Source organism: Massilia sp. CT11-137 (genome assembly GCF_047302885.1).
GTDB lineage: Bacteria > Pseudomonadota > Gammaproteobacteria > Burkholderiales > Burkholderiaceae_D > Telluria > Telluria orientalis.
On record NZ_JBKYMP010000002.1, the window covers coordinates 1,950,473 to 1,975,600 of the forward strand.

The following is a 25,128-nucleotide window of genomic DNA, read 5'->3' on the forward strand; positions in this document are numbered from 1 at the left end:
CCGCCCGGGAGGCCTGGTGCGCGGCCTGGTCGACAGCTGGCGCCAGAACATCGTGTTCCGGCTCGGCGCCGGCATCGTGCTGGCGGTAGCCCTGTCGACGACGGTGTACACGACCTGGGTGATGCATTCGCTGCACCGCGAAGCGAGCGCGCGGCTGGGGGAACGGGTCGAACGCCAGGCCAACGTGGTGTCGCACGCGCTGGCGCGTCCGCTGTTCGACATCAACAGCGCGGCCGTGTCCTCGGTCGTCGATGCGCTGGGCGGCACGCCGGAAGTGATCATGCTGCGCGTGCTGGCGCCGAACGGCATGGTGCTCGCGTCGCTCGGCTCCGGCGCGGACGAGGAGGGCGCCGAACGGGTCCAGCAGAAAGTCGTGTACCACGACGGCAACCGCGAATACCTGGTCGGCTCGATCGACCTTGCGATCTCGCGCCGCCAGATCGACGCGGACCTGCGCCGCCAGATCATCCAGACCGTGCTGGGCAACCTGATCCTCACGCTGGCCATCACCCTGTGCGTGCTGCTGATCGGCCGCCGCATGACGCAGCCGTTCGCCGACATCCAGGAAGCGCTGGAAAAGCTGGCGCGCGGCGAGACCGACATCCACTTGTCCGGCATCGGCCGGCGCGACCAAATCGGCCGCCTGTCCTCGGCCGTGCGGAGCTTCCGCGACACGTTGAACCGGCTGCGGCGCGCCGAGCAGGTGACGAACGGCCTGCTGCGCGAAAAGAGCGTGATCGAACAGCAGCTGCGCGACCTGAACGAAGACCTCGAACAGAAGATCGCCGCGCGCACGCGCGAGCTGCTGGACTCGATGCGCATGGCGCAGGGCAGCCAGGCCAAGCTGCAGGCCATCGTCGACACGGCGCTGGACGCTGTCGTGCGCATGGACCGGCAAGGCCGCATCGTCGGCTGGAACGCGCAGGCGGAAAAGATGTTCGGCTGGAAGGGCGAGGAGGTGCTGGGCCGCGATCTCTCCGAATGCATCGTGCCGGAGCGCCACCGGGCCGCGCACCGCAACGGCCTCGCGCGCTACGAACGGAGCGGCGTGGGCGGGGTGCTGGACAGCCGCATCGAGACGTATGCCCTGCGCCGCGACGGCGTGGAATTTCCGATCGAGCTGGCCATCACGCGCGTCCAGCTGGCCACGAGCGACGACTACGAATTCTGCTCGTTCATCCGCGACATCTCCGAGCGGCGCGAGCGCGAACAGTCGCTCGTCGCGGCCAACGTGCGCGCGGAGGCGGCGAACGTGGCGAAATCCGAATTCCTCGCCAACATGAGCCACGAGATCCGCACGCCGATGAGCGCGATCATCGGCATGGCCTACCTCACGCTGCGCACGGAGCTCTCGCCCAAGCAGCAGGACTACGTCGGCAAGATCCACCGCGCCGCGCTGTCGCTGCTGGGGATCATCAACGACATCCTCGACTTTTCCAAGATCGAGGCGGGCAAGCTGGACGTCGAGCACATCCCGTTCTGCCTGGACGACGTGCTCGCGAACGTGGCCAGCGTGACGAGCCAGAAGGCGGCCGACAAGCACCTGGAATACCTGTTCCACGTGCCGCACGCGATCCCGCGCATGCTCGTGGGCGACCCGCTGCGCCTGGGCCAGGTCCTCATCAACCTCGTCAACAACGCGGTGAAATTCACGCCGGCGGGCGAGCTGGAACTGTCGTGCGTGCGCCTCGACGATCCGGCCGCGGACCGCTTCCGCGACGGTTACGCGACGCTGCGCTTCGCCGTGCGCGACACCGGCATCGGCATGAGCGAACAGCAGCAGGCGAAACTGTTCCGCGCGTTCAGCCAGGCCAACGGCAGCACGACGCGCGAATACGGCGGCACCGGCCTGGGCCTGTCGATCTCGCAGCAACTGGTCGGCCTGATGGGCGGGCGCATCGTCGTCGCGAGCAGCCCGGGCAAGGGCTCGACGTTCCACTTCGACCTCGACTTCCCCCTGTCCGGCGAGCCGGAACGCGTGGCCGTCGCGCCGCCGGAACTGGACGGCGCGCGCCTGCTGCTCGTCGACGATTCCGACGTCGCGCGCGAGATCATGAGCGAAGCGCTGCAGACGCTGCCGCTGCGCGTGGATCTCGCCGCCAGCGGCGCCGAAGCGGAAAGCGCGCTGCTCGCGGCCGATGCGGCCGGCGACCCGTACCGCGTCGTGCTGACGGACTGGCAGATGCCGGGCATGAACGGCATCGAACTGGCGCGCCGCATCGCCGGCAATCCGGCGCTGCGCCATCCGCCGTCGACCGTGCTCGTGACCGCGTTCGGCCGCGAGGAAGTGCAGAAAGAAGCGGAAGCGGCGGGCATCCGCGGCTTCTTGTGCAAGCCGATCGGCCAGTCCGCCCTCGTCGACACGCTCGTCGCCCTGTTCGCGCCGCCGCGCGTATCGAATGCGCGCAGCAGGTTCGAGACGTCGGGCGACCACGCGGCGCGCGTGCTGCTCGTCGAGGACAACCAGGTCAACCAGGAGATCGCGCTGGAACTGCTGCAGGCGCAGAACATCGCGGTGGACGTCGCCGCCACCGGCAACGAGGCGCTGGACATGCTGTACGAAGGCGGCCCGCAGGCCTACGACCTGGTGCTGATGGACCTCGAGATGCCGCAGCTGGACGGCCACGCGGCCACCGTCGAGCTGCGCAAGGATGCGCGCTTCGACAAGCTGCCGATCGTCGCCATGACGGCACATGCGCTGGCCGAGATCCGCGAGCGCTGCCTGCGCGAGGGCATGCAGGACTACATCACCAAGCCCGTCGAGCCGGAGAAGCTGTACGCCACCCTGGCGCGCTGGATCGGCCAGGCCGTGCCGCCGCCGCTGTCGGCCGGCGGTGCCGTCGTGGCGGACGGCCCGACGCTACCCGGCCTGTCGACCGTGTCCGGCATCGACTCCGCGTACGGCCTGCGCCACGTGGCCGGCAACGTCGCGCTGTACGTGCAGCTGCTGGACCGCTTCCGCGCCGCCCAGCGCGACGCGGGCGCCCAGATCCGCGCGGACTACCAGGCGCGCCGCCTGCGCCAGGCGGCCGCGCGGGCGCACACTTTGCGCGGCGTGGCCGGCAACATCGGCGCGCGCGAGCTGCAGACGCTGGCGCAGTCGGTGGAAGAGGGCCTCGGACTGGCGGCGCCCGACCGCGGCCGTCTCGCGGCCGGCGTGCGCGCGCTGGAAGCGGCCGTCGATGCGACCATGGAATAGCTCGACCGCTATTTTGCCCGCGCCGCCATCGCCCCGCCGCCGCCCGTGCCGCCTTCGGTCGCTCCCGATGCGGACGACGCCGCGCTCGACGCCGTGGCCCAGCTCGACCAGCTGCTGGCCGAGTACTCGGGCGATGCCATTGACTACTTCGAGACGGTGCGCGCGCGCCTGGCCGGCGTGCTCGACGCCGAGCACATGGCGCGGCTGGAGCAGCACCTGTCCCGTTACGAATTCGAAGAGGCGCGCCAGCAGTTGCCCGCCGCAACCCGCCCCGATACCGCGGAAACCTGATGAACATTGTCACCACCGAAAAGACGAGCACGAGCAACAAGGACAAGCCGACGATCCTGATCGTCGACGACACGCCCGACAACATCATGCTGTTGTCGCGCCTGCTGAAGGACCGCTACAACACGAAGGTCGCCAACAACGGCAGCCTGGCGCTGCAGATCGCCCAGTCCACGCCCGGACTGGACCTGATCCTGCTCGACGTGATGATGCCCGGCCTGGACGGCTACGAGACGTGCCGCCAGCTGAAAGCGAACCCGGTCACGGCCGACATCCCCGTGATCTTCCTGACCGCGAAGAACCAGGTCGAGGACGAGGCGATGGGCCTGTCGCTGGGCGCCGTCGACTACATCGCCAAGCCGATCAGCCCCCCGATCCTGTTTGCCCGCGTGGCCACGCAACTGACGCTGCTCGATGCGCGCCGCCAGCTGCAGGCGCACAACGAAAACCTGGAAAAGCTCGTGCAGGACCGCACGGCGCAGCTGGCGCTGATGCAGGAAGCGATCATCATGGCCATGGGCACGCTGGCCGAGACGCGCGACAACGCGGCCGTGACCAAGGGCGACCACCACATCCGCCGCACGCAGCACTACGTGCGCGCGCTCGCGCGGCACCTGCAGCACCATCCGCGCTTCGCGGCGGACCTCACGGACGAGAACATCGAGCTCCTGTACCGCTCCGTGCCGCTGCACGACATCGGCAAGGTCGGCATCCCCGACCGCATCCTGCTGAAACCCGGTGTGCTCGACCGGGAGGAATTCGAGGTCATGAAGCTGCACGCCGTGTACGGGCGCGACACCATCATGCTCGTCGAGAAGCACATCGGCGGGACCAACGGCTTCCTGATGTTCGCGCGCGAGATCGCCCACTCGCACCAGGAGAAGTGGGATGGTTCCGGCTATCCGGACCGCCTGGCGGGCGAGCAGATCCCGCTGTCGGCGCGCCTGATGGCCGTGGCCGACGTGTACGACGCGCTGATCTCGCGCCGCGTGTACAAGCCCGCGTTCACGCACCAGCAGGCGCTGGAGGTGATGCGCAAGGGCCGCGGCACGCATTTCGATCCGGACGTGCTGGATGCGTTCTTCGAGATCGAAGGGCAGTTCGCGGCGATCGCGGAGGAGTTCCGCGACGCGGAGCCCGAGGCCTGATCTTCCGGAAAACGGCTAAATGATATATATTGTTTGGCTTGTTTGAAGATGGAGGTCCCATGGCGAGGACGACGGCGGCGAAGACGCCCGTAAAGACGGCCGCGAAGCCCGCGGCGACGAAGGCGGCCGCGACGAAGGCCGCGCCGGCGAAGAAGGCGGCCATGAAGAAGCCGGCTGCCGCGCCGGCCAAACCGGTGCGCGCGAAGGCCGCGCCCACGCCGGCGAAGGTGGCGCGCGAAGCCGCGCGTGCGGTCGCGGCGCCGGTGAAATCCACGCGTGCCAAGGCCGCGCCCGCACCGGCCACGCGTCCGCACCTCGTGCGCGACAGCTTCACCATGCCGGAGCAGGAATACGCCGTGCTCGCCACCGTCAAGCAGGCCTGCCTGAAGGCCGGCTTCGAAGTCAAGAAGAGCGAGCTGCTGCGCATCGGCGTGGCGCTGCTCGGCCAGCTCGACACGGCGTCGCTACGCGCCGTGCTCGGCAGCCTGCCCCAGCTCAAGACCGGCCGTCCGCCCGGCGAATGAACCACGTTCAGTGATGGGTCGGCGGCGGCTCCGTGCGCGCTTCCGCCGTCAATTCCTTCAGCTCGCGGATCGGGATATTCGACTTCTCGTGCATCCGCAGCAGGATCGTGGCGCCGACGTTCAGCTTACGGTGCCGGATCTTGCTGATGATGGGCGGCTGTACCTCCAGGACGCGGCACAGTTCCGCGTCGTTCTTCAGCTGCATTCGTTGAATCAATGTGTCGAGCAATTTGTTCGGAACAAAACTCGACGGCTCCATGGCCCGGGCGCGATGCATCGCCTCGAGCAACTCCTGTTTTTTCTGCCGTACGCTCATGAACTCCTCCGCCTTGGGGTTGTGTTCAAGACAGATCGACTGTTTTGGAGAGTTGCAGGGTCCGTCCGGCTCATCCCCCGCCCGAACGGAATCCAGCCCGACCGATTTGTTGATGACTTATGCCTGGTGGGTTTGTTGGAATGCTACTACGGAGTTGACAATTATGACGCACTGTTCATGACTAAAACGCCATAAGATTCGTCTTTCTTGCGGGAACTTACGCTAATTTCAATCCGGCACGGGTCAACACGAAGGTCCGGTCGGCCAGCGCGGCGGCCGCATGGGAGTGGGTGACCATGATGGCGCCGGCGCCGCTGGCCTTGATCTCGGTGCGCAGCAGGTGCAGGATGCCGTCGGCCGTGTCGGGGTCGAGGTTGCCGGTGGGCTCGTCCGCCAGCAGCAGGGCGGGGCGGTGCACGAGGGCGCGCGCGATGGCCACCCGCTGCAGCTCGCCGCCGGACAGCTGGCGCGGAAAATCGGCGCCGCGTCCCCCGAGGCCCACGGCGTCGAGCATCTGTGTGGCGCGGGCGGGGTCGGGGCGGCCGTTCAGCAGCAGCGGCAGTGCGACGTTCTGCAGCAGCGTCAGGTGCGGCAGCACGTGGAAGGCCTGGAAGATAAAACCCATGCGCGTACGGCGCAGCCGGGTGGCGGCATCGTCGTCGAGCGCCGACATCGGCGTCCCATCGACGCGGACTTCGCCGCTATCGGGCGCGTCGAGTCCGGCAATCAGGTTCAGCAAGGTGGACTTGCCGACGCCCGACTCCCCCATGATCGCGACGAACTCGCCGGGTTCGAAGCGGTGCGACAGCGCCGCGAGCACGGCGCGGCCGCCATAGGATTTGCTGAGATTGACGAGTTCGAGCATGGAACGCCGATTGACAAAACCACTACTCTAGCACGCCCCCCAATTCGGGGTCAGAGCACATTCTTGCCAAAATTCGGGGTCAGAGCCCGGTTTCGAGAAATTGTGCTACGGACGACGACGCGTCCACACATGCGCGAAACGGCTTGATCGGGACGGCCCGCAGCGTTCGAAACCCGAATTTTATGCCATATCAAATTGTGCTCTGACCCCGAATTCGCCGAAAAATGTGCTCTGACCCCGAATTCTTGCAGGGTAAGGGCGTGCGTGCGGAATCGCGGAATCGCGTATCATGGCCGGAACGGCAACATTCGAGCCGGCCGCACGGTGCGGCCGCACCACCGAGGACACCCGATGCTGAACGCGACATCGCCCGCAGTGCCCGTAGTAAACAACGATGGATTGCACGTACCCGCCGAGCTGGCAGAAAGCCTGACGGCCCGCCAGGCCTGGATCTCGCCCAAGTTCCTGTACGACCCCCTGGGTTCGAAGCTGTTCGAGGCGATCTGCGAATTGCCCGAGTACTACCCCACGCGGACGGAAGCCGGCATCTTCGACCTGCACGGCCCCGAGATCGCACGTACGGTCGGCACCGGTGCCACGTTGATCGACCTGGGTGCCGGCAATTGCGCGAAGGCGGCGAACCTGTTCCCGCTGCTGCAGCCGCGTCAGTACGTCCCCGTCGACATTTCGGCGGAATTCCTGGCCGATGCCGTCGAGCGCCTGCGTCAGCGCTTCCGCCATATCGAGATGCGCCCGCTCGGCATGGATTTCTCCGGCAGCCTCGAGCTGCCCGACAGCGTGCGCGAGGAGCGCCGCCTGTTCTTTTATCCCGGTTCGTCGATCGGCAATTTCACGCCCGACGAGGCGCGCGATTTCCTGCAGCGCGTGCACGCGCAGTGCGGGCGCGACGGGGGACTCCTCATAGGCATCGACCTTGCCAAGGAGCACGCCGTTCTGGACGCGGCGTACGACGATGCGCTGGGCGTGACGGCCGCGTTCAACCTCAACGTGCTGCGCCACGTGAATCGCCTGCTGGGTGCCGACTTCGACATCCGCCAGTGGCGCCACCGCGGCTTCTACAACCCGGCCCAGGGCCGCGTCGAGATGCACCTGGAAGCGCAGACCGTGCAGCAGGTGACGTGGCGCGGCGGCGGCCGCCGGTTCGCGGCGGGCGAGTGGATCCACACGGAAAACAGCTACAAATACCGCCAGAGCGACGCCGTCGGCCTGCTGGCCCAGGCGGGCTTCGCGGCCACGCGCGTGTGGACGGACCCGAAACAGTGGTTCGCCGTGATCTACGCGCGCGCACTATCGCATTGAAGGAGCCGCGATGGGAGCCTCCGAACACCGCCTGTCCACCGCCTTCGAACACGTGCGGCAGCGCACGCTGCACCTGGCCGAACCGCTGACGGCCGAGGACTGCTGTGCCCAGTCGATGCCAGACGCGAGCCCGATCAAATGGCATCTGGCGCACACGACGTGGTTCTTCGAGACCTTCATCCTCGAGCCGCGCGAACCCGGCTTCCGGCCCCATGACGCGGCGTTCCGCGTGCTGTTCAACTCATACTACAACGGCGTGGGCGCGAAGCATCCGCGCGCGCAGCGGGGCCTCTTGACGCGGCCGACGCTGGCCGAGGTGCATGCCTACCGGGCCGCCGTCGACACCCGCATGCTGCGCCTGCTGGCTTCCAGGCCGGACGACGCCGAACTGGCCGCCCTGGTCGAGCTGGGCCTGCAGCACGAGCAGCAACACCAGGAACTGATCCTCACGGACGTCAAGCACCTGCTGTCGCGCAATCCGCTGTACCCGGCCTATATCGATTCTCCGCTGCCCGCTTCGGGCCCGGTGGAACCGCTGGCCTGGATCGATTTCGGGGGCGGCCTCGCCGAGATCGGCCACGCCGGCGAGGGCTTCGCCTTCGACAACGAAAGCCCGCGCCACCGGCAGTACCTGCAACCGTTCGCGCTCGCGTCGCGCCTCGTGACGAACGGCGAGTACCTCGAATTCGTCGAGGCGGGCGGGTACCGCGATCCGGCGCTGTGGCTGTCCGACGGCTGGGACCTCGTCGCGAACGGCACGCTGGACGCGCCGCTGTACTGGGGCGGCGACGGCGACCGCCGGCGCGAGTTCACCCTGCACGGCCTGCAGGCGCTGGACCTGGCGCGGCCCGTCACCCACGTGTCGCTGTACGAAGCCGACGCGTACGCGCGCTGGCGCGGCGCGCGCCTGCCGACCGAAGCGGAATGGGAATTCGCCGCGCGCGACACCGCGCTGACCTGCGGCGACCTGCATCCGCGCGCGGCGGGCAGCAGCGGGCTCGCGCAGATGTTCGGCGAGTGCTGGCAGTGGACCGCGAGCGGCTACGCGCCTTACCCCGGCTTCGCCCCGGCCGCGGGCGCGATCGGTGAGTACAACGGCAAGTTCATGGTCAACCAGTACGTGCTGCGCGGCTCGTCGTGCGCGACGCCCCACGGCCACGCGCGGGCCAGCTACCGCAACTTTTTCCCGGCCGGCGCGCGCTGGCAGTTCACCGGGATCAGGCTCGCGCGATGAAATCGGCGCGCGGCCTGCGCCTGCGCGTGCTGAACCGGCGCGCCAATGCGTGGATCGTCGCGCACCCGCTCGACTTCACTCTGCAGTGCGTGCGCGCGTTCCGCGCCAACCAGGGCCTGCTGCTGGCGGGCGCCGTCGCCTATTACGCGCTGCTGTCGATCGTGCCGTTCCTGATGCTGGTCGTCGTCGTGCTGTCGCACTTCATCGACCAGGTCAACCTGCTGCTCACCTTGCGCCGCTACCTGGAACTGCTCGTGCCGGGGCAGTCCGGCTCGATCGTGGCGGAGGTCGCGCATTTTCTCGACACGCGCGACCTGATCACGTGGGTGCTCGGCTTCACGATGCTGTTCTTCAGCTCCCTCGCGTTCACCGTGCTGGAAAACGCGATGAGCGTGATCTTCGTGCACCGCGTGGCCGTGCGCCGCCGTCACTTCCTCGTGTCGGCCGTGCTCCCGTACTGCTACATCCTCGCGCTGGGCTTCGGCGTGATGATCGTGACGCTCGTCGCCGGCACGCTGCAGGTGATCGGTTCGGAGAGCGTCGAACTGTTCGGCCACACGTGGTCGCTGCACGGCGTATCCGGCGCGCTGCTGTACCTGCTGGGGCTCGTGGGCGAGATCCTCGTGCTGACGTCGATCTACCTCGTGATGCCGGTGGGACGGCTGTCGCTGTCGCATGCGCTCATCGGCGGCGTGACGGCCGCGCTGCTGTGGGAAGCCGCCCGTCACGTCCTCGTGTGGTACTTCACGACGCTGTCCAAGGTGAACCTGGTGTACGGCTCGATGAGCACCGCGATCGTCGTCATGTTCAGCCTCGAGATCGCGGCCAGCCTGCTGCTGTTCGGCGCGCAGGTCATCGCGGAATACGAGCGCGTGGGACAGAAGGGACAAGGAGAAGATCCGCAGCCGATGCGGACGGCGCCCTGATGGCCAACATCGTCTTTTGCTGGGAACTCGGCGCGGCGCTCGGCCACGCCGGCCGCCTGAAAGCGCTCGCACGACCGCTCGTCGCGCGCGGCCACGCCGTGTCCTTCGTGCTGCGCGACCTCGTGCACACGCGCCGCCTGCTAGCCGGGACAGGGGTTCCGGTCTACCAGGCGCCCCTGTGGCTGCACCGCGTGGAAGGGCTGCCGCCCGGCGAGGCGAGTCTCGCCGACATCCTGCTCGCCTGCGGCTGGCTCGACGCGGACGCGATGGCGGGCATCGTCGACGGCTGGCGCCATCTATTCGGCGCGCTCCAGGCTGACGTCGTCGTGGGCGATTACGCACCGGGCGCACTGCTGGCCGCGCGCAGCCTCGGGATCGCGAGCAGCGCCGTCGGCGCCGGCTTCCAGATTCCGCCTGCGGCACCGCTGCCGCCGCTGCGCGACTGGGAAGCGGTCCCCCAGGCGCGCATGGCGGCGACCGAGGCACGCGTGCTGGCGACCGCCAACGCCGTGCTGGCCCGCCACGGCGCGGCGCCGTACGCGCGCGCGGCCGACCTGCTGCGGGGAGACATGCCGCTGCTGTGCACGTGGCCGGAACTGGACCCGTGGGGCCGCGCGGAGACGGATGCGCGCTGGTTCGGCCCCACGATCGGCGGCGCCGGCGCGGGCGTGCCGGCCTGGCCGGAAGGCGCCGGTCCGCGCGTGTTCGCCTACCTGCGCGGGCCGCATCCGGAGCATGGGGCGATGCTGGAAGCGCTGGCGCGCGCCGGCTGCCACACGCTGTGCTACCTGCCCGACGTGGCGGCGGGCGCCGCGCCGCCGTACGCGCATCCGCTGATCGCGTGGGCCGCGGGGCCGGTGGCATTGGACAAGGCCTTGCGCGAGTCGGCCTTCGCGGTCTGCCATGCAGGCGAATCGACCGTATCGCAGTCTCTGCTGGCCGGCGTGCCGTTGCTGCTGCTGCCGCGCACGGCCGAGTCCTTCCTGACGGCGCGGCGCGTGCGCCGGCTGGGTGCCGGTATCAACGTGAACGAGATGGCGCGCCCGCTGGACTGGGATGCCGTCGTGGGGCGGATGCTGGAGGGGAGCGGCTTGCGCGTGGCGGCGCAAGCATTTGCGCGGCGCCACGCGGCGTTCGATGCGGACCGTCAGGCGGAAGCAATTGCCGACGTGCTGGAGACGCTGCCATAGGGTGGGCGCCCTGTGCCCACGCGTGACGCCAACATCATGCCGGCGTTCGCGTGGGCGGAGCGCCGGCCACCCTACGCAGCCTGCTGCGGCGCCTGTTCCGCGTTGAGCGCCAGCTGGCGGTTCACCGCCGACAGCACGGCCTTGAACGACGCGGTCACGATATTGCTGTCGATGGCGGCGCCGAACAGCGTGGGGCCGTTCGCGAGGCGCAGCTCGACGTAGCAGGCGGCGCGCGCATCGGCGCCCGAGCCGATCGAGTGCTCGTGGTAGTCCATCAAACGGATGTCCAGGCCGAGCGCGTTGACGAAGGCGTCGATCGGGCCGTTGCCGGTGCCCTGGTGCGGTTCCGTCACGCGGTTGTGCTGCACGGTCGTGTCGATCTGCACGCGCTCCTCGCCCTCGCTGTTCTCGACCAGGCGGTGCGAGACGTAGCGGTAGGCGGCGTTTTCCTGGTTGAAGTACTCACGGTCGAACAGGGCGTGGATGTCGGCGGCGGCGACTTCGCGGCCGGTGGCGTCGGCATGCTTCTGCACGACGCGCGAGAATTCGATCTGCAGGCGGCGCGGCAGTTCGAGGCCGTATTCCTGCTCGAGCAGGTAGGCCATGCCGCCCTTGCCGGACTGGCTGTTCACGCGGATCACGGCGTCGTAGCTGCGGCCCAGGTCGGCCGGGTCGATCGGCAGGTACGGCACTTCCCAGATGGCGTCCGCCTGCTGCTTCGCGAAGCCCTTCTTGATCGCGTCCTGGTGCGAGCCGGAGAACGCGGTGAACACGAGGTCGCCGACGTACGGATGGCGCGGGTGCACGGGGATCTGGTTGCATTCCTCGACCAGCTGGCGGACGGCATCGATGTCCGAGAAGTCCAGGCCCGGGTGCACGCCTTGCGTATACAGGTTCAGCGCGAGGGTGACCAGGTCGACGTTGCCGGTGCGCTCGCCGTTGCCGAACAGGCAGCCTTCGACGCGGTCGGCGCCGGCCATCACGGCCAGCTCGGCGGCGGCGACGGCGGTGCCGCGGTCATTGTGCGGGTGCACGCTGATCACGAGGTTCTCGCGCTGCTTCAGGTTACGGCACATCCATTCGATCTGGTCGGCGTAGACGTTCGGCGTCGCCGCTTCCACGGTCGACGGCAGGTTGACGATCACCTTGTTGTCCGCGCTCGGCTGCCATACGTCGACGACGGCGTCGACGATGCGCTTGGAGAAATCCAGTTCGGTCGTCGAGAACGATTCCGGCGAGTATTCGAGGCCCCACTTCGTGTCCGGATGCTGGGCGACCAGTTCCTTGATCAGCTTCGTGCCGTTGACGGCGATCTGCATGATTTCGTCCTGGTTCATGCCGAACACGACGCGGCGGAACACCGGCGCGACCGAGTTGTAGACGTGGACGATGGCCTGCTTCGCGCCGACGCACGACTCGACGGTGCGGCGGATCAGTTCTTCACGGGCCTGCGTCAGGACAATGATGGTGACGTCGTCCGGGATGCGCTTTTCCTCGACCAGCATGCGCACGAAGTCGAAGTCCGTCTGCGATGCGGACGGGAAGCCCACCTCGATTTCCTTCACGCCGATCTGCACGAGCTTTTCGAAGAAGCGCAGTTTCTTTTCCGGGCTCATCGGCTCGATCAATGCTTGGTTGCCGTCGCGCAAGTCCGTGCTCATCCAGACCGGCGGCTTGTCGATGATGCGGTTCGGCCACTGACGGTCGGCCAACGGGACGGCGGGGAAGGGGCGGTATTTGGCGGAAGGGTTGGTCAACATGGCGGTGCTCCTGATTATCAAATGCTGGTGAAGGTGTCGTTTCGATCGTTGTGGCGGGGGCTGCCGGACGGGCCACGGACGCTAGGCCCGGCAACCGATCGGTAGTTTTAGCGAGCGAAACACCACACGTGCGCCGGCAGACAGCAGGATAGCTCCGGCGGAAATAACAGACAGCGTGGATGTGGTAGTGGCAAACATCGGTACAACTTTCCTTGGGCTACGAATCCGGCAACCTTGGCCGGGCGGGACAGCGGCGATTTACGCGCGTAGTAGCAGGGCTGCCGGCGTTAGCGCGCGGGCAAGCGATAGGGAAGTCGACAGAGGCAGAGGGGAGAACATTTCTCCACTCTAAGTGAATTTTGTTTGGCGTGTCAAGCGTTTCGTGTGTTGTCGTTTGGTCACCACGCTTTTTGCGAACAATCAACTTCTCCGGATGCGCCGAGTGTCACAGTACGCGCTTCATGTCGCCAGGGAGGACACCATGCCCGTACTGAAAGGTCTCGACACGACGATGGAACTGACGCGCCACGCCCAGGCGCTCAAGGAACAGGGCTACGCGTTCGCGCTGCGCTACTACAGCCACAACGCGGCCAAGAATTTGTCGCTCGGCGAGGCGCGGGCGCTGACGCAGGCGGGACTCGCGCTCGGCGCCGTGTGGGAAACGGGCGGCACCCGCGCCGGCTTCTTTACCCGCGCGCAGGGCCTGGCGGACGGCGCGGCGGCCTTCCGGATGGCGCGTGACGTGATCGGGCAACCGTTCGGCTCCGCGATCTATTTCGCGGTCGACTACGATCCGACGCAGGCCGATCTCGACGGCGCCGTCAGTCATTATTTTACCGGCGTGCACGCGGCGCTGTACGTGGCGGCGGAAGGCAAGCCGTCGTACCGCGTGGGCGTGTACGGCTCGGGCCTGTGCTGCGGCACGCTCGTCGAGCGGGGCCAGGCGGCCCTGTCCTGGCTGTCGCAGTCGACCGCCTTCGCGGGCTCGCGCCTGTACGCGGAACAGAAGCGCTACGACATCATCCAGCTGCTTCCGGCGCGCATCCCGGGTGCCGACGGGATCGTGCTCGACATCGATCCGGACGCGACGCATCCGGACCGCGACGGCGGCTTGTTCATGGTTTAACTGAGCGTTCAGCCGACGACGACTTTCGGCGCGCCCGCCGCCATCGACCCGATGACGGCCGCATCGCCGAAGCCTTCGCGGCGGAACAGCGCCAGCACCTCGTCGACGCTGTCGGGGGCGCACGAGACGAGCAGGCCGCCCGACGTCTGCGGGTCCGTCAGCAGCACGCGCTGCGTGTCCGTGATCGCGCCGCCCAGTTCGACGTCATGGCCGTATGCATCCCAGTTGCGGCCCGACGCACCCGTGAAATAGCCGCCGTGGGCCAGCGCCTCGACGCCCGGCAGCAGCGGGATGTTCGCCATGTCCAGCTGCGCCGTCAGCTGCGCGCCGCGCGCCAGCTCGAGCAGGTGGCCCAGCAGGCCAAAGCCGGTGACGTCCGTCAGCGCGTGCACGCCGGCCAGTTCCGACAGGGCCTTGCCCGGCTTGTTCAGCTTCGTCGTGTTCGCGACCATGGCGGCATAGCCGTCCGCATCCAATTGATCCTTCTTCAACGCGGCCGACAGCACGCCCACGCCCAGCGGCTTGCCGAGGACGAGCACGTCGCCCGCGCGCGCATCCGCGTTGCGCTTCACCTTCGACGGGTGCACGAGGCCCAGCACGACGAGGCCGTAGATGGGTTCCACGGAGTCGATCGTGTGACCGCCCGCGATGGGGATGCCCGCTTCCGCGCAGATCGATTCGCCGCCCTGGATGATCTTGCCGATCGTCTCCAGCGGCAGCTTGTTGATCGGCATGCCGACGAGGGCCAGCGCCATGATCGGCGTGCCGCCCATCGCGTACACGTCCGAGATCGCGTTGGTGGCGGCGATGCGGCCGAAGTCGAACGGATCGTCGACGATCGGCATGAAGAAGTCGGTCGTCGCGATCAGCGCCTGCTCGTCGTTCAGCTTGTAGACGGCCGCGTCGTCGGCCGTCTCGATGCCGACCATGAGCTCTTTCGGCACGGGGAAGCCGCTCGACTTCTTCAGGATCTCGGACAGCACGCCCGGCGCGATCTTGCAGCCGCAGCCGCCGCCGTGGGAGAACGACGTCAGTTTGATGGGTTGGTCGGCGGATGTGTTCATACGGTGCTCTTTTTTAAACTTGCGTTGATCTGAAGAGAAGATTATCCACCAAGTCGAGCAGGCGTGCTCGCTCGGCGGCGGGAGCGAACAGCGCCGCGCGCGCCGCGCACTGGCGGCGCAGGCGCGCGGCGAAGCGCGGGTCGGTCGCGCTGCGTTCGATCAAACGGGCCAGCGCTGGCGCATCGCCGGGTGCGAACAGACCCGCGTAGTCGCCGCCCAGCATGCCGACGTTGCCGGAGATGTTCGATGCAAGCACGGGCACGCCGCTCGTCACCGCTTCGATGATGACGTTCGCGCCGCCCTCCATGCGCGATGCGATGACCATCGCGTGGCAGCGCCGCAGCCGGCGCCGCGTCGCCATGTGGGGCAGGGCGCCGAGCCAGCGGTAAGTGGAGGTCGCGTCCTGCGTTTCCTGCGCGCGGCGGCCGAGGTCCGGGTCGAGCGCGGCGCCGATGTGCACGAGGCGCACGCCCGGCGTGCCGACGAGGCGGGCCGCATCCATGAACGTCTGCGGATCCTTTTCGACACGCAGGTGGCCGATCATCGCGACGTCGAGCGGCATCCGTGGCCGGGCGGCACGCAGGCGCGGGGCCGACTGGTAGATCACGTGCGTCTTTGCGCGCACGGCGTCCGGCAGTTCGTCCAGGCCGCGCGGCTGCAGCACGACGAGCGCGTGCGCGCGGGCGAGCGAGGCCTGTGCGCTGGCCTCGTCGCGGATGTCGCGGTACAGGTCGGTGCCCGTGAGGACGAGCAGCGTGGGCCGGTCCGGGTGCGCGTCGTCGAATGCTGCCAGCGCGGCGGCGGACCGGCGCGCGTGCAATGCGATCAACAGGTCGGGTACCGCGTCTCCGTCCTGCCAGCCGGGACCGATCGTGACGCGGTAGTCGCGCGCGAGGTGGCGCCGCCAGCGGCTGGCGGTCTGCCAGTTGCCGTTGTTTTCGCGGGCGGATGCGGGGCTGACGATGTGGATGTGCGCTCGGGGCATCGGTAGGAATCGGAGTCGGGATTGGTCGTACAATGATGCATGACCGTCAATCAAGCATCGTTCCGCCACGCGGGACCCAGGGAACTGGCCGTCGCATTGCAGGATGCGCGGCATTATACGCTCGCGCTGTTCGAGGCTCTCGCGGCCGCCGGCTACGACGACGCGGCCCGCGTGCCGCGCCTGCCCATCGTGAATCCGCCGTTGTGGGAACTGGGCCATACGGCCTGGTTCGCCGAATGGTTCGTGCTCCGCGGCGCGCTGGACAGCCGGCCCGGCGCCGCCAGCGGCCACTCGCTGCTGGCGCGCGGCGACGACTGGTTCGATTCCGGCACCGTCCCGCACAGCGCGCGCTGGACGCTCGACCTGCCGCCGCCGGGTGCGGTGAAAACCTATTGCCACGAGGTGCTCGACCGCATCCTCGACCGCCTCGCGCACGAGGCCGACGACGACCTCGCGCTGTATCCGTACCGTCTGGCACTGGCGCATGAGGACATGCACGGCGAAGCCTTCCTGTACTCCCTGCAGACGCTGCAGTCGCGCGGCACGCCGGCGCCGGCGGGTGCGCTGGCGCCACGCGCGCAGTCGACGGCCGCGGGCCGGGCAGGCGAGATCGCGTTCCCCGGCGGGGCGTTCATGCGCGGCGGCGACCAGTCGAGGGGCTTCGTGTTCGACAACGAGCGCAACGCCGCGCTCGTCAGGGTGGCGCCGTTCGCCATCGACGCGGGACTCGTCAGCACGGCCGCCTACCTCGACTTCGTGCACGACGGCGGCTACGAACGTTCGCCGTACTGGACGGAGGCGGGCCGCGCGTGGCTCATGACGCAGGAGCGCTCGGCGCCGCGCTATTGGGCGCGCGAAGGGGAGGATTGGTACACGGTGCGCTTCGGCCGGCCGGTCGCCCTCGACCTCGCGGAACCCGTGCGCCACGTGAATTTGTACGAAGCGCAGGCCTGGTGCGCGTGGGCGGGCCGCCGGCTGCCGACGGAAGACGAGTGGGAATACGCGGTGGGGTCGAGCCAGCCGGGCTTTGCGTGGGGGCAGCTGTGGGAATGGACGGCGTCCGCCTTTCTGCCGTTCGCGGGCTTCGAGGCGGACCGCTACCGCGATTATTCGGCGCCGTGGTTCGGCACGCGCCAGACCTTGCGCGGCGCGTCGTTCGCGACGCCGGCACGGCTGCGCTCGCCTCACTTCCGCAATTTCTTCACGGCGGAGCGGGACGATATTTTTTCCGGATTCCGCAGCTGCGCCTTATGAACAAAATAAGCAAAACCCCCGGCACCTTGCGATGCCGGGGGTTTCGTTATGCCTGCTGACGCTTAGCGGTCGCCGAACGTACGACGAGCCGAGTCGGCCGAGCGCGGATGCGCGCCGAAGGCCGGGCGTTCGCGGCGCTGGCCGCCTTCGCTGCGGAAGCCGCCTTCACGGCGCTGGCCCTGGTAGCCGCCTTCGCTGCGCGGGGCGCCTTCGGTGCGGAAGCCGCCTTCGCGACGCTGGCCTTGATAGCCGCCGCCTTCGGTGCGCGGTGCGCCTTCGCTGCGGTAACCGCCTTCGCGACGCGGTGCGTCACCGCGGTAGCCTTCACCGGCCGGCTTGTGGAAGCTGCGCTGGCCCGGCTTGGCGTTGGCATTACGGCCGTCGCCCGGTTTCCAGCCCGGACGGGCGCCCGAACGGGGTGCCGCCGAACGCTTCGGCTCGAAGCCTTCCACCACGTCGACCGGAATGGTCTGCTTGGTGAAGCGTTCGATACGGCGCACGTTCATGCTTTCCGCGTGGTTCACGAGCGAGACTGCCGTACCGTTGCGGCCGGCGCGGCCCGTGCGGCCGATGCGGTGCACGTAGTCTTCCGGGAACTTCGGCAGGTCGTAGTTGACCACGTGGGTGATCGACGGCACGTCGATGCCGCGCGCGGCGACGTCGGTTGCCACCAGCACGCGCACCTGGCCGCGACGCATGCTGTCCAGCGTGCGGTTGCGGGCGCCCTGGTGCATGTCGCCATGCAGTGCGGCAGCCGCGAAGCCGGCGATGTTCAGGCGGTCGGCGATCATGTCGGCATCACGCTTGGTCGCCGTGAACACGACGGCCTGGTCCATGGTCTCGTCGCGCAGCAGGTGGTCGAGCAGGCGGTTCTTGTGCGACAGGTCGTCGACGAAGTGCACCTTCTGCGTGATGTTCTCGTGGCGGTTAGCCGCGCTCATGATCTGGATCACCTGCGGGTTCCTGGTGATGCGGCGCGCCATGTTGCCGACGACGCCATCCAGCGTGGCCGAGAACAGCATGGTCTGGCGCGATTCCGGCGTCGCGGCGACGATCTTCTCGATGTCGTCGATGAAGCCCATGTCCAGCATGCGGTCGGCTTCGTCGAGCACGAGGATCTCGAGCTGCGAGAAGTCGATCTTGCCCGACTCCATGTGGTCGATCAGGCGGCCCGGGGTCGCGACGAGGATTTCCGGATTCTTGGCCAGCAGTTGCATCTGCTTCGGATACGGCATGCCGCCCAGGATCGAGACGGCGCGGATGCGGCGCATGTGCGCCGTGTACTGTTCCGTCGCGGTGGTCACCTGCAGGGCCAGTTCGCGGGTCGGGGTCAGGACCAGCATTTTCGGCTGGGCTGCCTTGAAACGGACGCGCTCGCCACGGGCGCGCGTCGATTGCGCTTCCTGTGCGGGGGTGCGACCGGCCGCGGCGGGTTCGGTGTTGGCGAACTTGTTCAGGGCGGGCAGCATGAACGCTGCCGTCTTGCCCGAACCGGTTTGGGACGAGACCAGCAGATCGCGGCCCGCGATCGCCGCCGGCACCGCCTGCTCCTGCACCGGGGTCGGCTTTTCGTAGCCTGCTTCGGTAACTGCCTTGACGATGGACGCGTGTAAGCCTAGTGCTTCAAAACTCATTGTTTATTTACTTTCGGTATGGATCAGTGAGCGTCCACGCTATTCGGAGCGGAACGCGAAATAGCAACGCGAGCCAACAATACGAAATGACTCTGAAACGAAAGAAATTTCGGCACAAAAGCTTTGCGCCGGGACGGTGCCATTTTCGGCACGCAGGGCGGGAGGGCTTTATGAAAGGACATCCTTCGTGGATGCCAGGGCTTGCGTAGCTGCTAGTTGTACTACTGTCGGTGAACTGCCGCGGAAGTCTTTTCAAACGCGTTTATTGCAGCGCACAACCAACACTATACCGTACTTTTGAAGAGCGTGCACGGCATGCGTCGAGTTGTGCGCGTATTGACGGGCCGTGAGCCCGTCGCGTGGTCAAAATGACACGATATCAACGGCGCTTGCGGCCGTTGGCGTTGACGGCCGGCTTGGAGCCCCGCGACACGCGGCTCTTGATCTCGGCTACCGCATGCGCGGCGCTGGCCTTGAAGCGCTGGGCGCCGGACAGCTTGCGGCCGCTGCGGCCGCTGCGGCGCGACTCGCCGCGGTCGGCTTCCAGCATCATCGACGCGTTCTCGACGATGCTTTCGGCGATGTCGTTGCTGGCGGTGGCACTGGTCTTCGGCACGAGGATGGTCGAGCCGGCCTTCAAGCGCATCTGCGGCGGGATATTGTTGGCCTGGCGGATGACTTCCGGGGTCGTGCCCAGTTTCGCGGCCAGCGAAGCGATGCTTTCGCGGGCCGACGTGATCTTGTGCGTGGTCCAGGTGGACAATGCGCGGCCCCATTGCGCGAGGTTCAGGTTGAACTTCTCGGCGTTTTCCTTCGGCAGCAGGATCTTGGTCGATTCGCCAGTGATCACGGGCTTCTTGAATTGCGGGTTCAGGGCCTTGAATTCGTCGACGGACATTTCCGCCAGCTGGGCGGCCACGGCCAGGTCGATATCGGACGTCTTGTCGACGGCGACAAAGTACGGCGTGTTGTCGATCGTCGGCAGCGCGACGCCGTACTGGGCCGGATTGGCGATGATGTTCTTGACGGCCTGCAGCTTCGGCACGTAGTTGCGGGTTTCCGCCGGCATCAGCTCGGCCAGGCTCTCGAAGTCGGTCGGCTTGCCCAGCGCGCGGTTCTTCTGGATCGCCTTCTGCACATTGCCTTCGCCCCAGTTATAGGCGGCGAGGGCCAGCTGCCAGTCGCCGAACATCGTGTACAGGCGTTGCAGGTAGGTGAGGGCGGCGTCGGTCGAGGCGAGTACGCCGCGGCGCTCGTCCTTGAACATGTTCTGCTGCAGGTTGAAGTCGCGTCCCGTGCCCGGCACGAACTGCCAGATGCCGGCCGCGTCGGCGTTCGACAGGGCCTGCGGGTTGAACGCGGATTCGATCACGGGCAGCAGGGCCAGTTCCGTCGGCATGCCGCGCTTTTCCAGCTCCTGCACGACGTGGTACAGGTACAGCGACGCGCGGCCCGAGGTGCGCGTCAGGTAGTCCGGACGGCTCGCGTACCACTGCACGTGCTTGGCGACGAGGGCGTTGTCGATGTCGGGAATGGCATAGCCGCTGCGGATGCGGGCCCACAGGTCGGGGTCCTTGTAGTCGTCGGACTTGGACGGGGCCGGGGATTGCGGCAGGATCGCCTTGGCCATGGCGGCCGCGCTGCTGCTGCTCTGGGCGATCGGGCTCGGGGCGCTGTCGGCGGCGTGGCTGATCGCGGAGACGGACAGGAGCGCGATGGCCAGGGCGTAAGTGGAGCGAGTCGTTTCGTTCATAGCTTTCCAGTGTTGCGTCCAGGAACGGCAGGACTGACGAGTGAAGTCGGAGTGTACGGACCAGTTACCGAGTCAGTCAAGAAGTATGTCGGCGCAGTTACAAAAAATCTTGTCTACTCTTTTTGCTAACGCAGGCACCCGTTATGACGATATATGCGGGGGTATGGTTCCGCCGATCTCGACTTTGACTGACGAGGATCAAGCGTTTTTATATATACCCCTGGGTGTATATGAAATTTCCAAGAGGAAAATCGGTGCTTTCACGAGCCCGGTATTGTCAAATTTGTACCTGGACTTCATGGACTGCCGGGTAATACCAGCCTGTCTTTCAAGTTGGTCCGGCTGGTCGGATGCTCCATGAGAGGACGCAAAAAGCGTACAATTGCCGTCTCCGCAGGACGCGGTTTTGTATTTTTTGAAAGTAAGAAATGAGCACTCCCAACGAGAACGTGGACGATGACGCCGTCATCGCCGCCACCCGGCGCTGGGTCGACCGCGCCGTGATCGGCCTGAACCTTTGTCCGTTCGCGAAGGCGGTGCAAGTGAAGGACCAGGTGCGCTATGTCGTCGCGCATGCGCGCACGCCCGAGTCCCTGCTGGACACGCTGATGGACGAGCTGCAGCTGCTGGCCGACACGGACCCGGAACAAGTCGACACGACCCTGCTGATCCACCCGTACGTGCTGCAGGATTTCCTGGACTTCAATGAATTCCTCGACGTCGCCGACGCCGCCGTCGAAGACATGAGCCTGGACGGCGAGCTGCAGATCGCCAGCTTCCACCCGAACTACCAGTTCGCGGACACGGACCCGAACGACATCGAGAACTTTACGAACCGTTCGCCTTACCCGGTGCTGCAGCTCTTGCGCGAAGACAGCATCGACCGCGCCGTGGAAGCGATCCCCGATGCGGCCGAGATCTTCGAGAAGAATATCGAGACCATGGAAAAGCTCGGCCATGAAGGCTGGGACAAGCTCGATGTCGGCCCCGCTCGTTGATGCACAGGGAGCACCGCTCCCCGAGGACGAGAACACGGTGCCCGCGTCCTCGTCCGTGCGACTTGCCGGGGCGCTCCCGCAGCGCCCTGTCGCGGCGCTCCCGCAGCGCCCTGTCGGGGCGCTCCCGCAGCGCCCTGTCGGGGCGCTCCCGCAGCGCCCCGACACCCCCTGCGTCGCGGTCTGCTCGACCACCTTCGACGACATCTGCCGCGGCTGCGGCCGGACCGTCGTCGAAGTGGCCCACTGGGTCTCGATGACGGCCGAGCAGAAGGAAGTCGTGTGGCAGCGCATCCTGGCGCAGGGCTACCCGCGCCGCAATACCTGATCAGAACGTGCCGACGAAATCCCGCTTGCCGATGTCCAGCCCGTTATGGCGCAGGATGTCGTACGCCGTCGCGGCGTGGAAATAGAAGTTCGGCAGCGCGTAGTGCAATAAATAGACCTGGCCCTTGAACTGGCGCTGGTTGGCGCCCGTGCCGATCGTCACGTCGCGGTCGCCGCCGGCATCCACCGCCTCGCGCGCCACCGTGTCCAGGAAGGCCAGCGTCTTTTCCAGGCGTGCCTGCAGGCCCGCGAAATCCGTCTCCACATCGTCGTACCGCGGCACCTCGGCGCCCGCGAGGCGCGCGGCCGCGCCCTTGGCGAAATCCGTCGCCAGCTGCACCTGGCGCACGAGCGGGAACATGTCCGGGAACAGGCGCGCCTGCAGCAGCGCGTTCGGATCCAGCTTCTTCGCGTCCACGTGCGCCTCGGCCTTCGTCAGGATGGCGGACAGGCTGCCCAGGATCTGGCGGAACACGGGGACCGAAGCCGTGTACAGGGAAAGTGTCATCGATGCCTCCTCAATATATAAAGAGCCCGATGATAGCAAGCCTGCATCGTTGCTGCTTGGCGCCCGCAAATAACACTTTTGGCATGTAAAACTTCAACTATTCGTATCCTCATAGGAGTCGATTAAAAAAATTCTACAGGGAACAGCGCACTCGAAAAGATACTTTGGGACATTGCCGGATTGAAAAGAGACGTCCAGCCAGGACGCAACATGGAGACCGTCGCCAATGAAGTGCCCAAAAACACATCGCATTGCTTTGTTATTTGATGCCAACCAGGCGTTCGCCCGGGAGGTCATCGGCGGGATCGCCGCTTACCTGTCGAGCCGGCGTACATCGTGGGAATTGTTCATCGAAGATGATTTTCGTGTGCGCCTGTCGAGTCTTGCGCGCTGGCAAGGTGACGGCATCATCGCCCACTTCGACGACCCGGCCGTGGCCGCGGCGCTGGCCGACAGCCGCGTGCCCGTCGTCGCCGTCGGGGGCTCGTACGCGAACGAGGCCGATTATCCGGCCAACGTGCCGTATGTCGCGACTGACAACTTCAAGCTCGTCAACCTCGCCTATACCCACCTGATCGACGTCGGATTGCGTCAGTTCGCCCTGTTTTCCCTGCCCGACGGGACGAGGCACCCATGGGCGCTCGAGCGCGAAAAGGCGTTCCGGTTCCTGATGCAGCGCGACAAATTCGATGTCGAGATCTTGCGCGGAGAGGGTGCCTGCAGCTGGGAGGAGGACGTCGCGCAGCAGGTACGGTGGCTGCAGAGTCTGCCAAAACCCATCGGGATCATTGCCGCCACCGATGCCCGCGCGCGCCAGTTGCTGCAGGCTTGTCAGTTTGCCAATATCGCCGTACCGGAACAGGTCGCCATCATCGGCATCGACAACGATCCGCTGGCACGCATGCTGTCGTGTATCCCGCTCAGCTCCGTGATCCAGGGCTCGAACGAGATCGGCCGCACCGCGGCCCGGATGCTGCATCAGCTGCTCGAAGGGACGTATCTGGAATGCTCGCGCATCCTGGTGCCGCCCGCCGGCATCAACGTGCTCACGTCGAGCAGCCACCAGCCCGTCAAGAACCCCCGCGTCATGCGTGCCCGGCATTTCATCCGCCAGTATGCCTGCCAGGGCATCAAGGGCGACCAGGTCGCCGATTACGTCGGCGTCTCGCGCTCCACCCTCGAAACGTATTTCCAGCAGGAACTGGCCTGCAGCGTGCACGACGAGATCCTGCGCTTCAAGCTCGATGCCGCGACCGCGTTGCTGGCGGAAGGGGATTGCAGCGTGGCCGAGGTGGCGCAGCGTTGCGGCTTTACATCGATGCAATACCTGTTCGCCGTGTTCAAGCGCGAGCTCGGTTGTTCGCCGCGGGAGTACCAGCAGCGCGTGGCGTCGCGGCAGGAGGCCGCGCTGCAGGCTTGACGCCTGCGCCACCCGGCGCGCATCTCGACAAATCCATGGGCGACCTGTCATTATATTGATGTGGCCGCAAGACGGCCGCCAGGCCCATATTTGTCGAGGTGGCAGCAGGTAATGCAGAGTTTCTACAACAAGGCGCTCGCCGGGCTGCTGGGTCTCGTGGTGGCGAGCGTTCTCATCGGCTATGCCTGTGTCCGCAGCACCTGGATCCGGCTTCCGCTGCTGCCCGCCGCGGACAGCGGCCTGGCGTGGCGCGCCGAGCTCATGGCCGACTCGGCCGTGGGCGGGCGTTCGACGGCCAGGCTGATCGACGACACGGCCACGCTGAGCTTCGAGTTCACGTCCGTCAAGGCGGCCGCGTATCCGTTCGTCCACGCGGAATTGGCGTTCCGCGACCGCGCCGGCAAGTTCACGCACGTCGACCTGTCCCGCTACAGCGCCGTGGAGTTCGACGTCAACTGCGCGCCGGCCAACACGCTGGCGTTCGGCCTCGTGATGTTCGATGACCAGGTATCGGTGCCCGGCCAGTTCGATACCTATCGCGCCCCGTACACCTATTTTTTCTGCAACAAGAAGGGCGAACACGTCGAGCTCGACCTGGCGCGCCTGCGGACCGACCAGTGGTGGTTCGACAGGTACGGGCAGAACCTCGCGCGCCAGGAACACACGCTGACCCGGATCGCGAAGCTCTCGTTCGGCAGCACGTTCCAGAGTCCCTACGGCGTGCTCTCGAAAGTCCAGGTCAGGAACCTGACGCTGACCGGGCGCGACATGCGCTACCTGTACCTGTTCGCGGCGTTCATGGTCGTCGCCTGGCCCGGTTATGGCCTGTGGTTCTTCCGCCGCCATACACAGGCATTGCTGGCGGAAGTGAAGGACAAGATGCGGCGCGACATTCCCCTGGTCGCCTACCAGCAATTGTCCCAGGACCTGCACCGCGACAAGGAGCAGAGTGCCATCCTGCGCTTCATGGCGACGGAATACGTCAACCCGGAACTGGATGTCGAGACCACGGTGAACGCGCTCGGCATCAGCCGCAACAAGATCAACGAGATCCTCAAGGCGGAGCTGGGCTTCACGTTTTCCACGTACCTGAACAAGCTCAGGTTGACGGAGGCGGCGCGCCTGCTGGGCGCGAAGGAGGACACGAGCGTGGCGGAAATCGCGTATGCCGTGGGCTACCGGAACGTCTCGTACTTCAACAAACTCTTCAAGGAAGAATACGGCTGCACGCCGAAGACCTTCCGCAAGCTGCGCGACAGCGCACCGGAATCCGCCGGGCCGTAACGCGCCCG

22 protein-coding genes are annotated in these 25,128 nt (G+C 66.7%); 14 read left to right on the forward strand and 8 right to left on the reverse strand.

From position 1 onward, the window contains the following. Positions 1–16 precede the first annotated feature (16 nt). From ACEN98_RS25455 to ACEN98_RS25470, 4 genes are read left to right on the forward strand one after another with little or no spacing between them, the layout of a single operon-like run. Entirely contained in the window at positions 17–3,199 is a 3,183-nt protein-coding gene (locus ACEN98_RS25455; protein WP_413387646.1) for a response regulator, read from the forward strand. Between the two features lie 45 nt (positions 3,200–3,244). Next, entirely contained in the window at positions 3,245–3,490 is a 246-nt protein-coding gene (locus tag ACEN98_RS25460; RefSeq protein ID WP_413387647.1) for a hypothetical protein, read from the forward strand. Further along, positions 3,490–4,635, forward strand: coding sequence for a two-component system response regulator (locus ACEN98_RS25465; protein ID WP_413387648.1), 1,146 nt, complete (start codon positions 3,490–3,492; stop codon positions 4,633–4,635). The genes ACEN98_RS25460 and ACEN98_RS25465 overlap by 1 nt, the downstream gene beginning before the upstream one ends. Positions 4,636–4,694: 59 nt before the next feature. Next, complete coding sequence (locus ACEN98_RS25470; protein WP_413387649.1) at positions 4,695–5,159, forward strand: hypothetical protein; 465 nt, start codon at positions 4,695–4,697, stop codon at positions 5,157–5,159. Between the two features lie 7 nt (positions 5,160–5,166). Here the strand turns inward: ACEN98_RS25470 and ACEN98_RS25475 are convergent, their stop codons facing one another. Together ACEN98_RS25475 and ACEN98_RS25480 are read right to left on the reverse strand one after the other, a co-directional pair. Continuing rightward, complete coding sequence (locus ACEN98_RS25475; protein ID WP_371762533.1) at positions 5,167–5,475, reverse strand: hypothetical protein; 309 nt, start codon at positions 5,473–5,475, stop codon at positions 5,167–5,169. Between the two features lie 217 nt (positions 5,476–5,692). After that, entirely contained in the window at positions 5,693–6,340 is a 648-nt protein-coding gene (locus ACEN98_RS25480; protein WP_413387650.1) for an ABC transporter ATP-binding protein, read from the reverse strand. A gap of 351 nt (positions 6,341–6,691) precedes the next feature. Between ACEN98_RS25480 and egtD the strand changes: the two genes are divergently transcribed. The 4 genes from egtD to ACEN98_RS25500 are packed head-to-tail and all read left to right on the forward strand — an operon-like array spanning position 6,692 to position 11,010. Next, on the forward strand, positions 6,692–7,660 hold the full coding sequence (egtD, locus tag ACEN98_RS25485; protein WP_413387651.1) for an L-histidine N(alpha)-methyltransferase: 969 nt from the start codon (positions 6,692–6,694) through the stop codon (positions 7,658–7,660). A gap of 10 nt (positions 7,661–7,670) precedes the next feature. Further along, positions 7,671–8,894: an ergothioneine biosynthesis protein EgtB gene (gene egtB / locus ACEN98_RS25490; RefSeq protein WP_413387652.1), complete on the forward strand. Its 1,224-nt coding sequence runs from the start codon at positions 7,671–7,673 to the stop codon at positions 8,892–8,894. After that, a complete protein-coding gene (locus ACEN98_RS25495; RefSeq protein ID WP_413387653.1) occupies positions 8,891–9,820 on the forward strand; it encodes a YihY/virulence factor BrkB family protein in 930 nt (309 codons plus the stop codon). Before egtB ends, ACEN98_RS25495 begins: the two co-directional genes overlap by 4 nt. Further along, positions 9,820–11,010: a glycosyltransferase gene (locus ACEN98_RS25500; RefSeq protein WP_413387654.1), complete on the forward strand. Its 1,191-nt coding sequence runs from the start codon at positions 9,820–9,822 to the stop codon at positions 11,008–11,010. The genes ACEN98_RS25495 and ACEN98_RS25500 overlap by 1 nt, the downstream gene beginning before the upstream one ends. Positions 11,011–11,081: 71 nt before the next feature. Here the strand turns inward: ACEN98_RS25500 and leuA are convergent, their stop codons facing one another. Further along, the gene (gene leuA / locus ACEN98_RS25505) at positions 11,082–12,770 is read right to left on the reverse strand and encodes a 2-isopropylmalate synthase (protein WP_413387655.1); all 1,689 of its coding nucleotides are present in this window, start codon (positions 12,768–12,770) and stop codon (positions 11,082–11,084) included. 481 nt (positions 12,771–13,251) lie between these two features. On the opposite strand from leuA, the gene ACEN98_RS25510 reads away from it, so the two are divergent. Continuing rightward, positions 13,252–13,896 (forward strand): DUF1906 domain-containing protein, encoded by a 645-nt coding sequence (locus ACEN98_RS25510; protein ID WP_413387656.1) that lies wholly within the window; start codon positions 13,252–13,254, stop codon positions 13,894–13,896. A gap of 8 nt (positions 13,897–13,904) precedes the next feature. Here ACEN98_RS25510 and selD read toward each other — a convergent pair whose 3' ends face one another. Both selD and senB read right to left on the reverse strand, forming a co-directional pair. Further along, a complete protein-coding gene (gene selD / locus ACEN98_RS25515; RefSeq protein WP_413387657.1) occupies positions 13,905–14,960 on the reverse strand; it encodes a selenide, water dikinase SelD in 1,056 nt (351 codons plus the stop codon). A 13-nt stretch (positions 14,961–14,973) separates the two neighbouring features. Further along, positions 14,974–15,945 (reverse strand): selenoneine biosynthesis selenosugar synthase SenB, encoded by a 972-nt coding sequence (gene senB / locus ACEN98_RS25520; RefSeq protein ID WP_413387658.1) that lies wholly within the window; start codon positions 15,943–15,945, stop codon positions 14,974–14,976. Positions 15,946–15,984: 39 nt separating this feature from the next. On the opposite strand from senB, the gene senA reads away from it, so the two are divergent. Then, positions 15,985–17,199, forward strand: coding sequence for a selenoneine synthase SenA (senA, locus tag ACEN98_RS25525; protein WP_413387659.1), 1,215 nt, complete (start codon positions 15,985–15,987; stop codon positions 17,197–17,199). 62 nt (positions 17,200–17,261) lie between these two features. Here the strand turns inward: senA and ACEN98_RS25530 are convergent, their stop codons facing one another. Further along, entirely contained in the window at positions 17,262–18,833 is a 1,572-nt protein-coding gene (locus ACEN98_RS25530; RefSeq protein ID WP_413339071.1) for a DEAD/DEAH box helicase, read from the reverse strand. 379 nt (positions 18,834–19,212) lie between these two features. Further along, positions 19,213–20,586 (reverse strand): transglycosylase SLT domain-containing protein, encoded by a 1,374-nt coding sequence (locus ACEN98_RS25535; RefSeq protein ID WP_413387660.1) that lies wholly within the window; start codon positions 20,584–20,586, stop codon positions 19,213–19,215. Between the two features lie 428 nt (positions 20,587–21,014). Between ACEN98_RS25535 and ACEN98_RS25540 the strand changes: the two genes are divergently transcribed. After that, a complete protein-coding gene (locus tag ACEN98_RS25540; protein WP_413387661.1) occupies positions 21,015–21,584 on the forward strand; it encodes a DUF1415 domain-containing protein in 570 nt (189 codons plus the stop codon). Positions 21,585–21,639: 55 nt separating this feature from the next. Then, positions 21,640–21,909: a DUF1289 domain-containing protein gene (locus ACEN98_RS25545; RefSeq protein ID WP_413389088.1), complete on the forward strand. Its 270-nt coding sequence runs from the start codon at positions 21,640–21,642 to the stop codon at positions 21,907–21,909. Here the strand turns inward: ACEN98_RS25545 and ACEN98_RS25550 are convergent, their stop codons facing one another. After that, positions 21,910–22,416 (reverse strand): DUF1993 domain-containing protein, encoded by a 507-nt coding sequence (locus ACEN98_RS25550; protein WP_413387662.1) that lies wholly within the window; start codon positions 22,414–22,416, stop codon positions 21,910–21,912. Positions 22,417–22,642: 226 nt separating this feature from the next. On the opposite strand from ACEN98_RS25550, the gene ACEN98_RS25555 reads away from it, so the two are divergent. Both ACEN98_RS25555 and ACEN98_RS25560 read left to right on the forward strand, forming a co-directional pair. Beyond that, positions 22,643–23,836 (forward strand): XylR family transcriptional regulator, encoded by a 1,194-nt coding sequence (locus tag ACEN98_RS25555; protein WP_413387663.1) that lies wholly within the window; start codon positions 22,643–22,645, stop codon positions 23,834–23,836. Positions 23,837–23,947: 111 nt separating this feature from the next. Further along, positions 23,948–25,120, forward strand: a complete 1,173-nt coding sequence (locus tag ACEN98_RS25560; RefSeq protein WP_413387664.1) for a helix-turn-helix domain-containing protein — start codon at positions 23,948–23,950, stop codon at positions 25,118–25,120. Positions 25,121–25,128 lie beyond the last annotated feature (8 nt).

What these genes read in the sequence shown, in the direction of transcription:
- ACEN98_RS25540 (WP_413387661.1), top strand. Translation starts at nt 21,015, where the DNA reads ATGAGCACTCCCAACGAGAACGTGGACGATGACGCCGTCATCGCCGCC.
- ACEN98_RS25495 (WP_413387653.1), top strand. Translation starts at nt 8,891, where the DNA reads ATGAAATCGGCGCGCGGCCTGCGCCTGCGCGTGCTGAACCGGCGCGCC.
- ACEN98_RS25510 (WP_413387656.1), top strand. Translation starts at nt 13,252, where the DNA reads ATGCCCGTACTGAAAGGTCTCGACACGACGATGGAACTGACGCGCCAC.
- ACEN98_RS25475 (WP_371762533.1), bottom strand. Translation starts at nt 5,475, where the DNA reads ATGAGCGTACGGCAGAAAAAACAGGAGTTGCTCGAGGCGATGCATCGC.
- ACEN98_RS25550 (WP_413387662.1), bottom strand. Translation starts at nt 22,416, where the DNA reads ATGACACTTTCCCTGTACACGGCTTCGGTCCCCGTGTTCCGCCAGATC.
- ACEN98_RS25535 (WP_413387660.1), bottom strand. Translation starts at nt 20,586, where the DNA reads ATGAACGAAACGACTCGCTCCACTTACGCCCTGGCCATCGCGCTCCTG.
- ACEN98_RS25465 (WP_413387648.1), top strand. Translation starts at nt 3,490, where the DNA reads ATGAACATTGTCACCACCGAAAAGACGAGCACGAGCAACAAGGACAAG.
- ACEN98_RS25500 (WP_413387654.1), top strand. Translation starts at nt 9,820, where the DNA reads ATGGCCAACATCGTCTTTTGCTGGGAACTCGGCGCGGCGCTCGGCCAC.
- ACEN98_RS25555 (WP_413387663.1), top strand. Translation starts at nt 22,643, where the DNA reads ATGAAGTGCCCAAAAACACATCGCATTGCTTTGTTATTTGATGCCAAC.
- senB (WP_413387658.1), bottom strand. Translation starts at nt 15,945, where the DNA reads ATGCCCCGAGCGCACATCCACATCGTCAGCCCCGCATCCGCCCGCGAA.
- ACEN98_RS25560 (WP_413387664.1), top strand. Translation starts at nt 23,948, where the DNA reads ATGCAGAGTTTCTACAACAAGGCGCTCGCCGGGCTGCTGGGTCTCGTG.
- selD (WP_413387657.1), bottom strand. Translation starts at nt 14,960, where the DNA reads ATGAACACATCCGCCGACCAACCCATCAAACTGACGTCGTTCTCCCAC.
- egtB (WP_413387652.1), top strand. Translation starts at nt 7,671, where the DNA reads ATGGGAGCCTCCGAACACCGCCTGTCCACCGCCTTCGAACACGTGCGG.
- ACEN98_RS25470 (WP_413387649.1), top strand. Translation starts at nt 4,695, where the DNA reads ATGGCGAGGACGACGGCGGCGAAGACGCCCGTAAAGACGGCCGCGAAG.
- egtD (WP_413387651.1), top strand. Translation starts at nt 6,692, where the DNA reads ATGCTGAACGCGACATCGCCCGCAGTGCCCGTAGTAAACAACGATGGA.
- ACEN98_RS25530 (WP_413339071.1), bottom strand. Translation starts at nt 18,833, where the DNA reads ATGAGTTTTGAAGCACTAGGCTTACACGCGTCCATCGTCAAGGCAGTT.
- ACEN98_RS25480 (WP_413387650.1), bottom strand. Translation starts at nt 6,340, where the DNA reads ATGCTCGAACTCGTCAATCTCAGCAAATCCTATGGCGGCCGCGCCGTG.
- senA (WP_413387659.1), top strand. Translation starts at nt 15,985, where the DNA reads ATGACCGTCAATCAAGCATCGTTCCGCCACGCGGGACCCAGGGAACTG.
- leuA (WP_413387655.1), bottom strand. Translation starts at nt 12,770, where the DNA reads ATGTTGACCAACCCTTCCGCCAAATACCGCCCCTTCCCCGCCGTCCCG.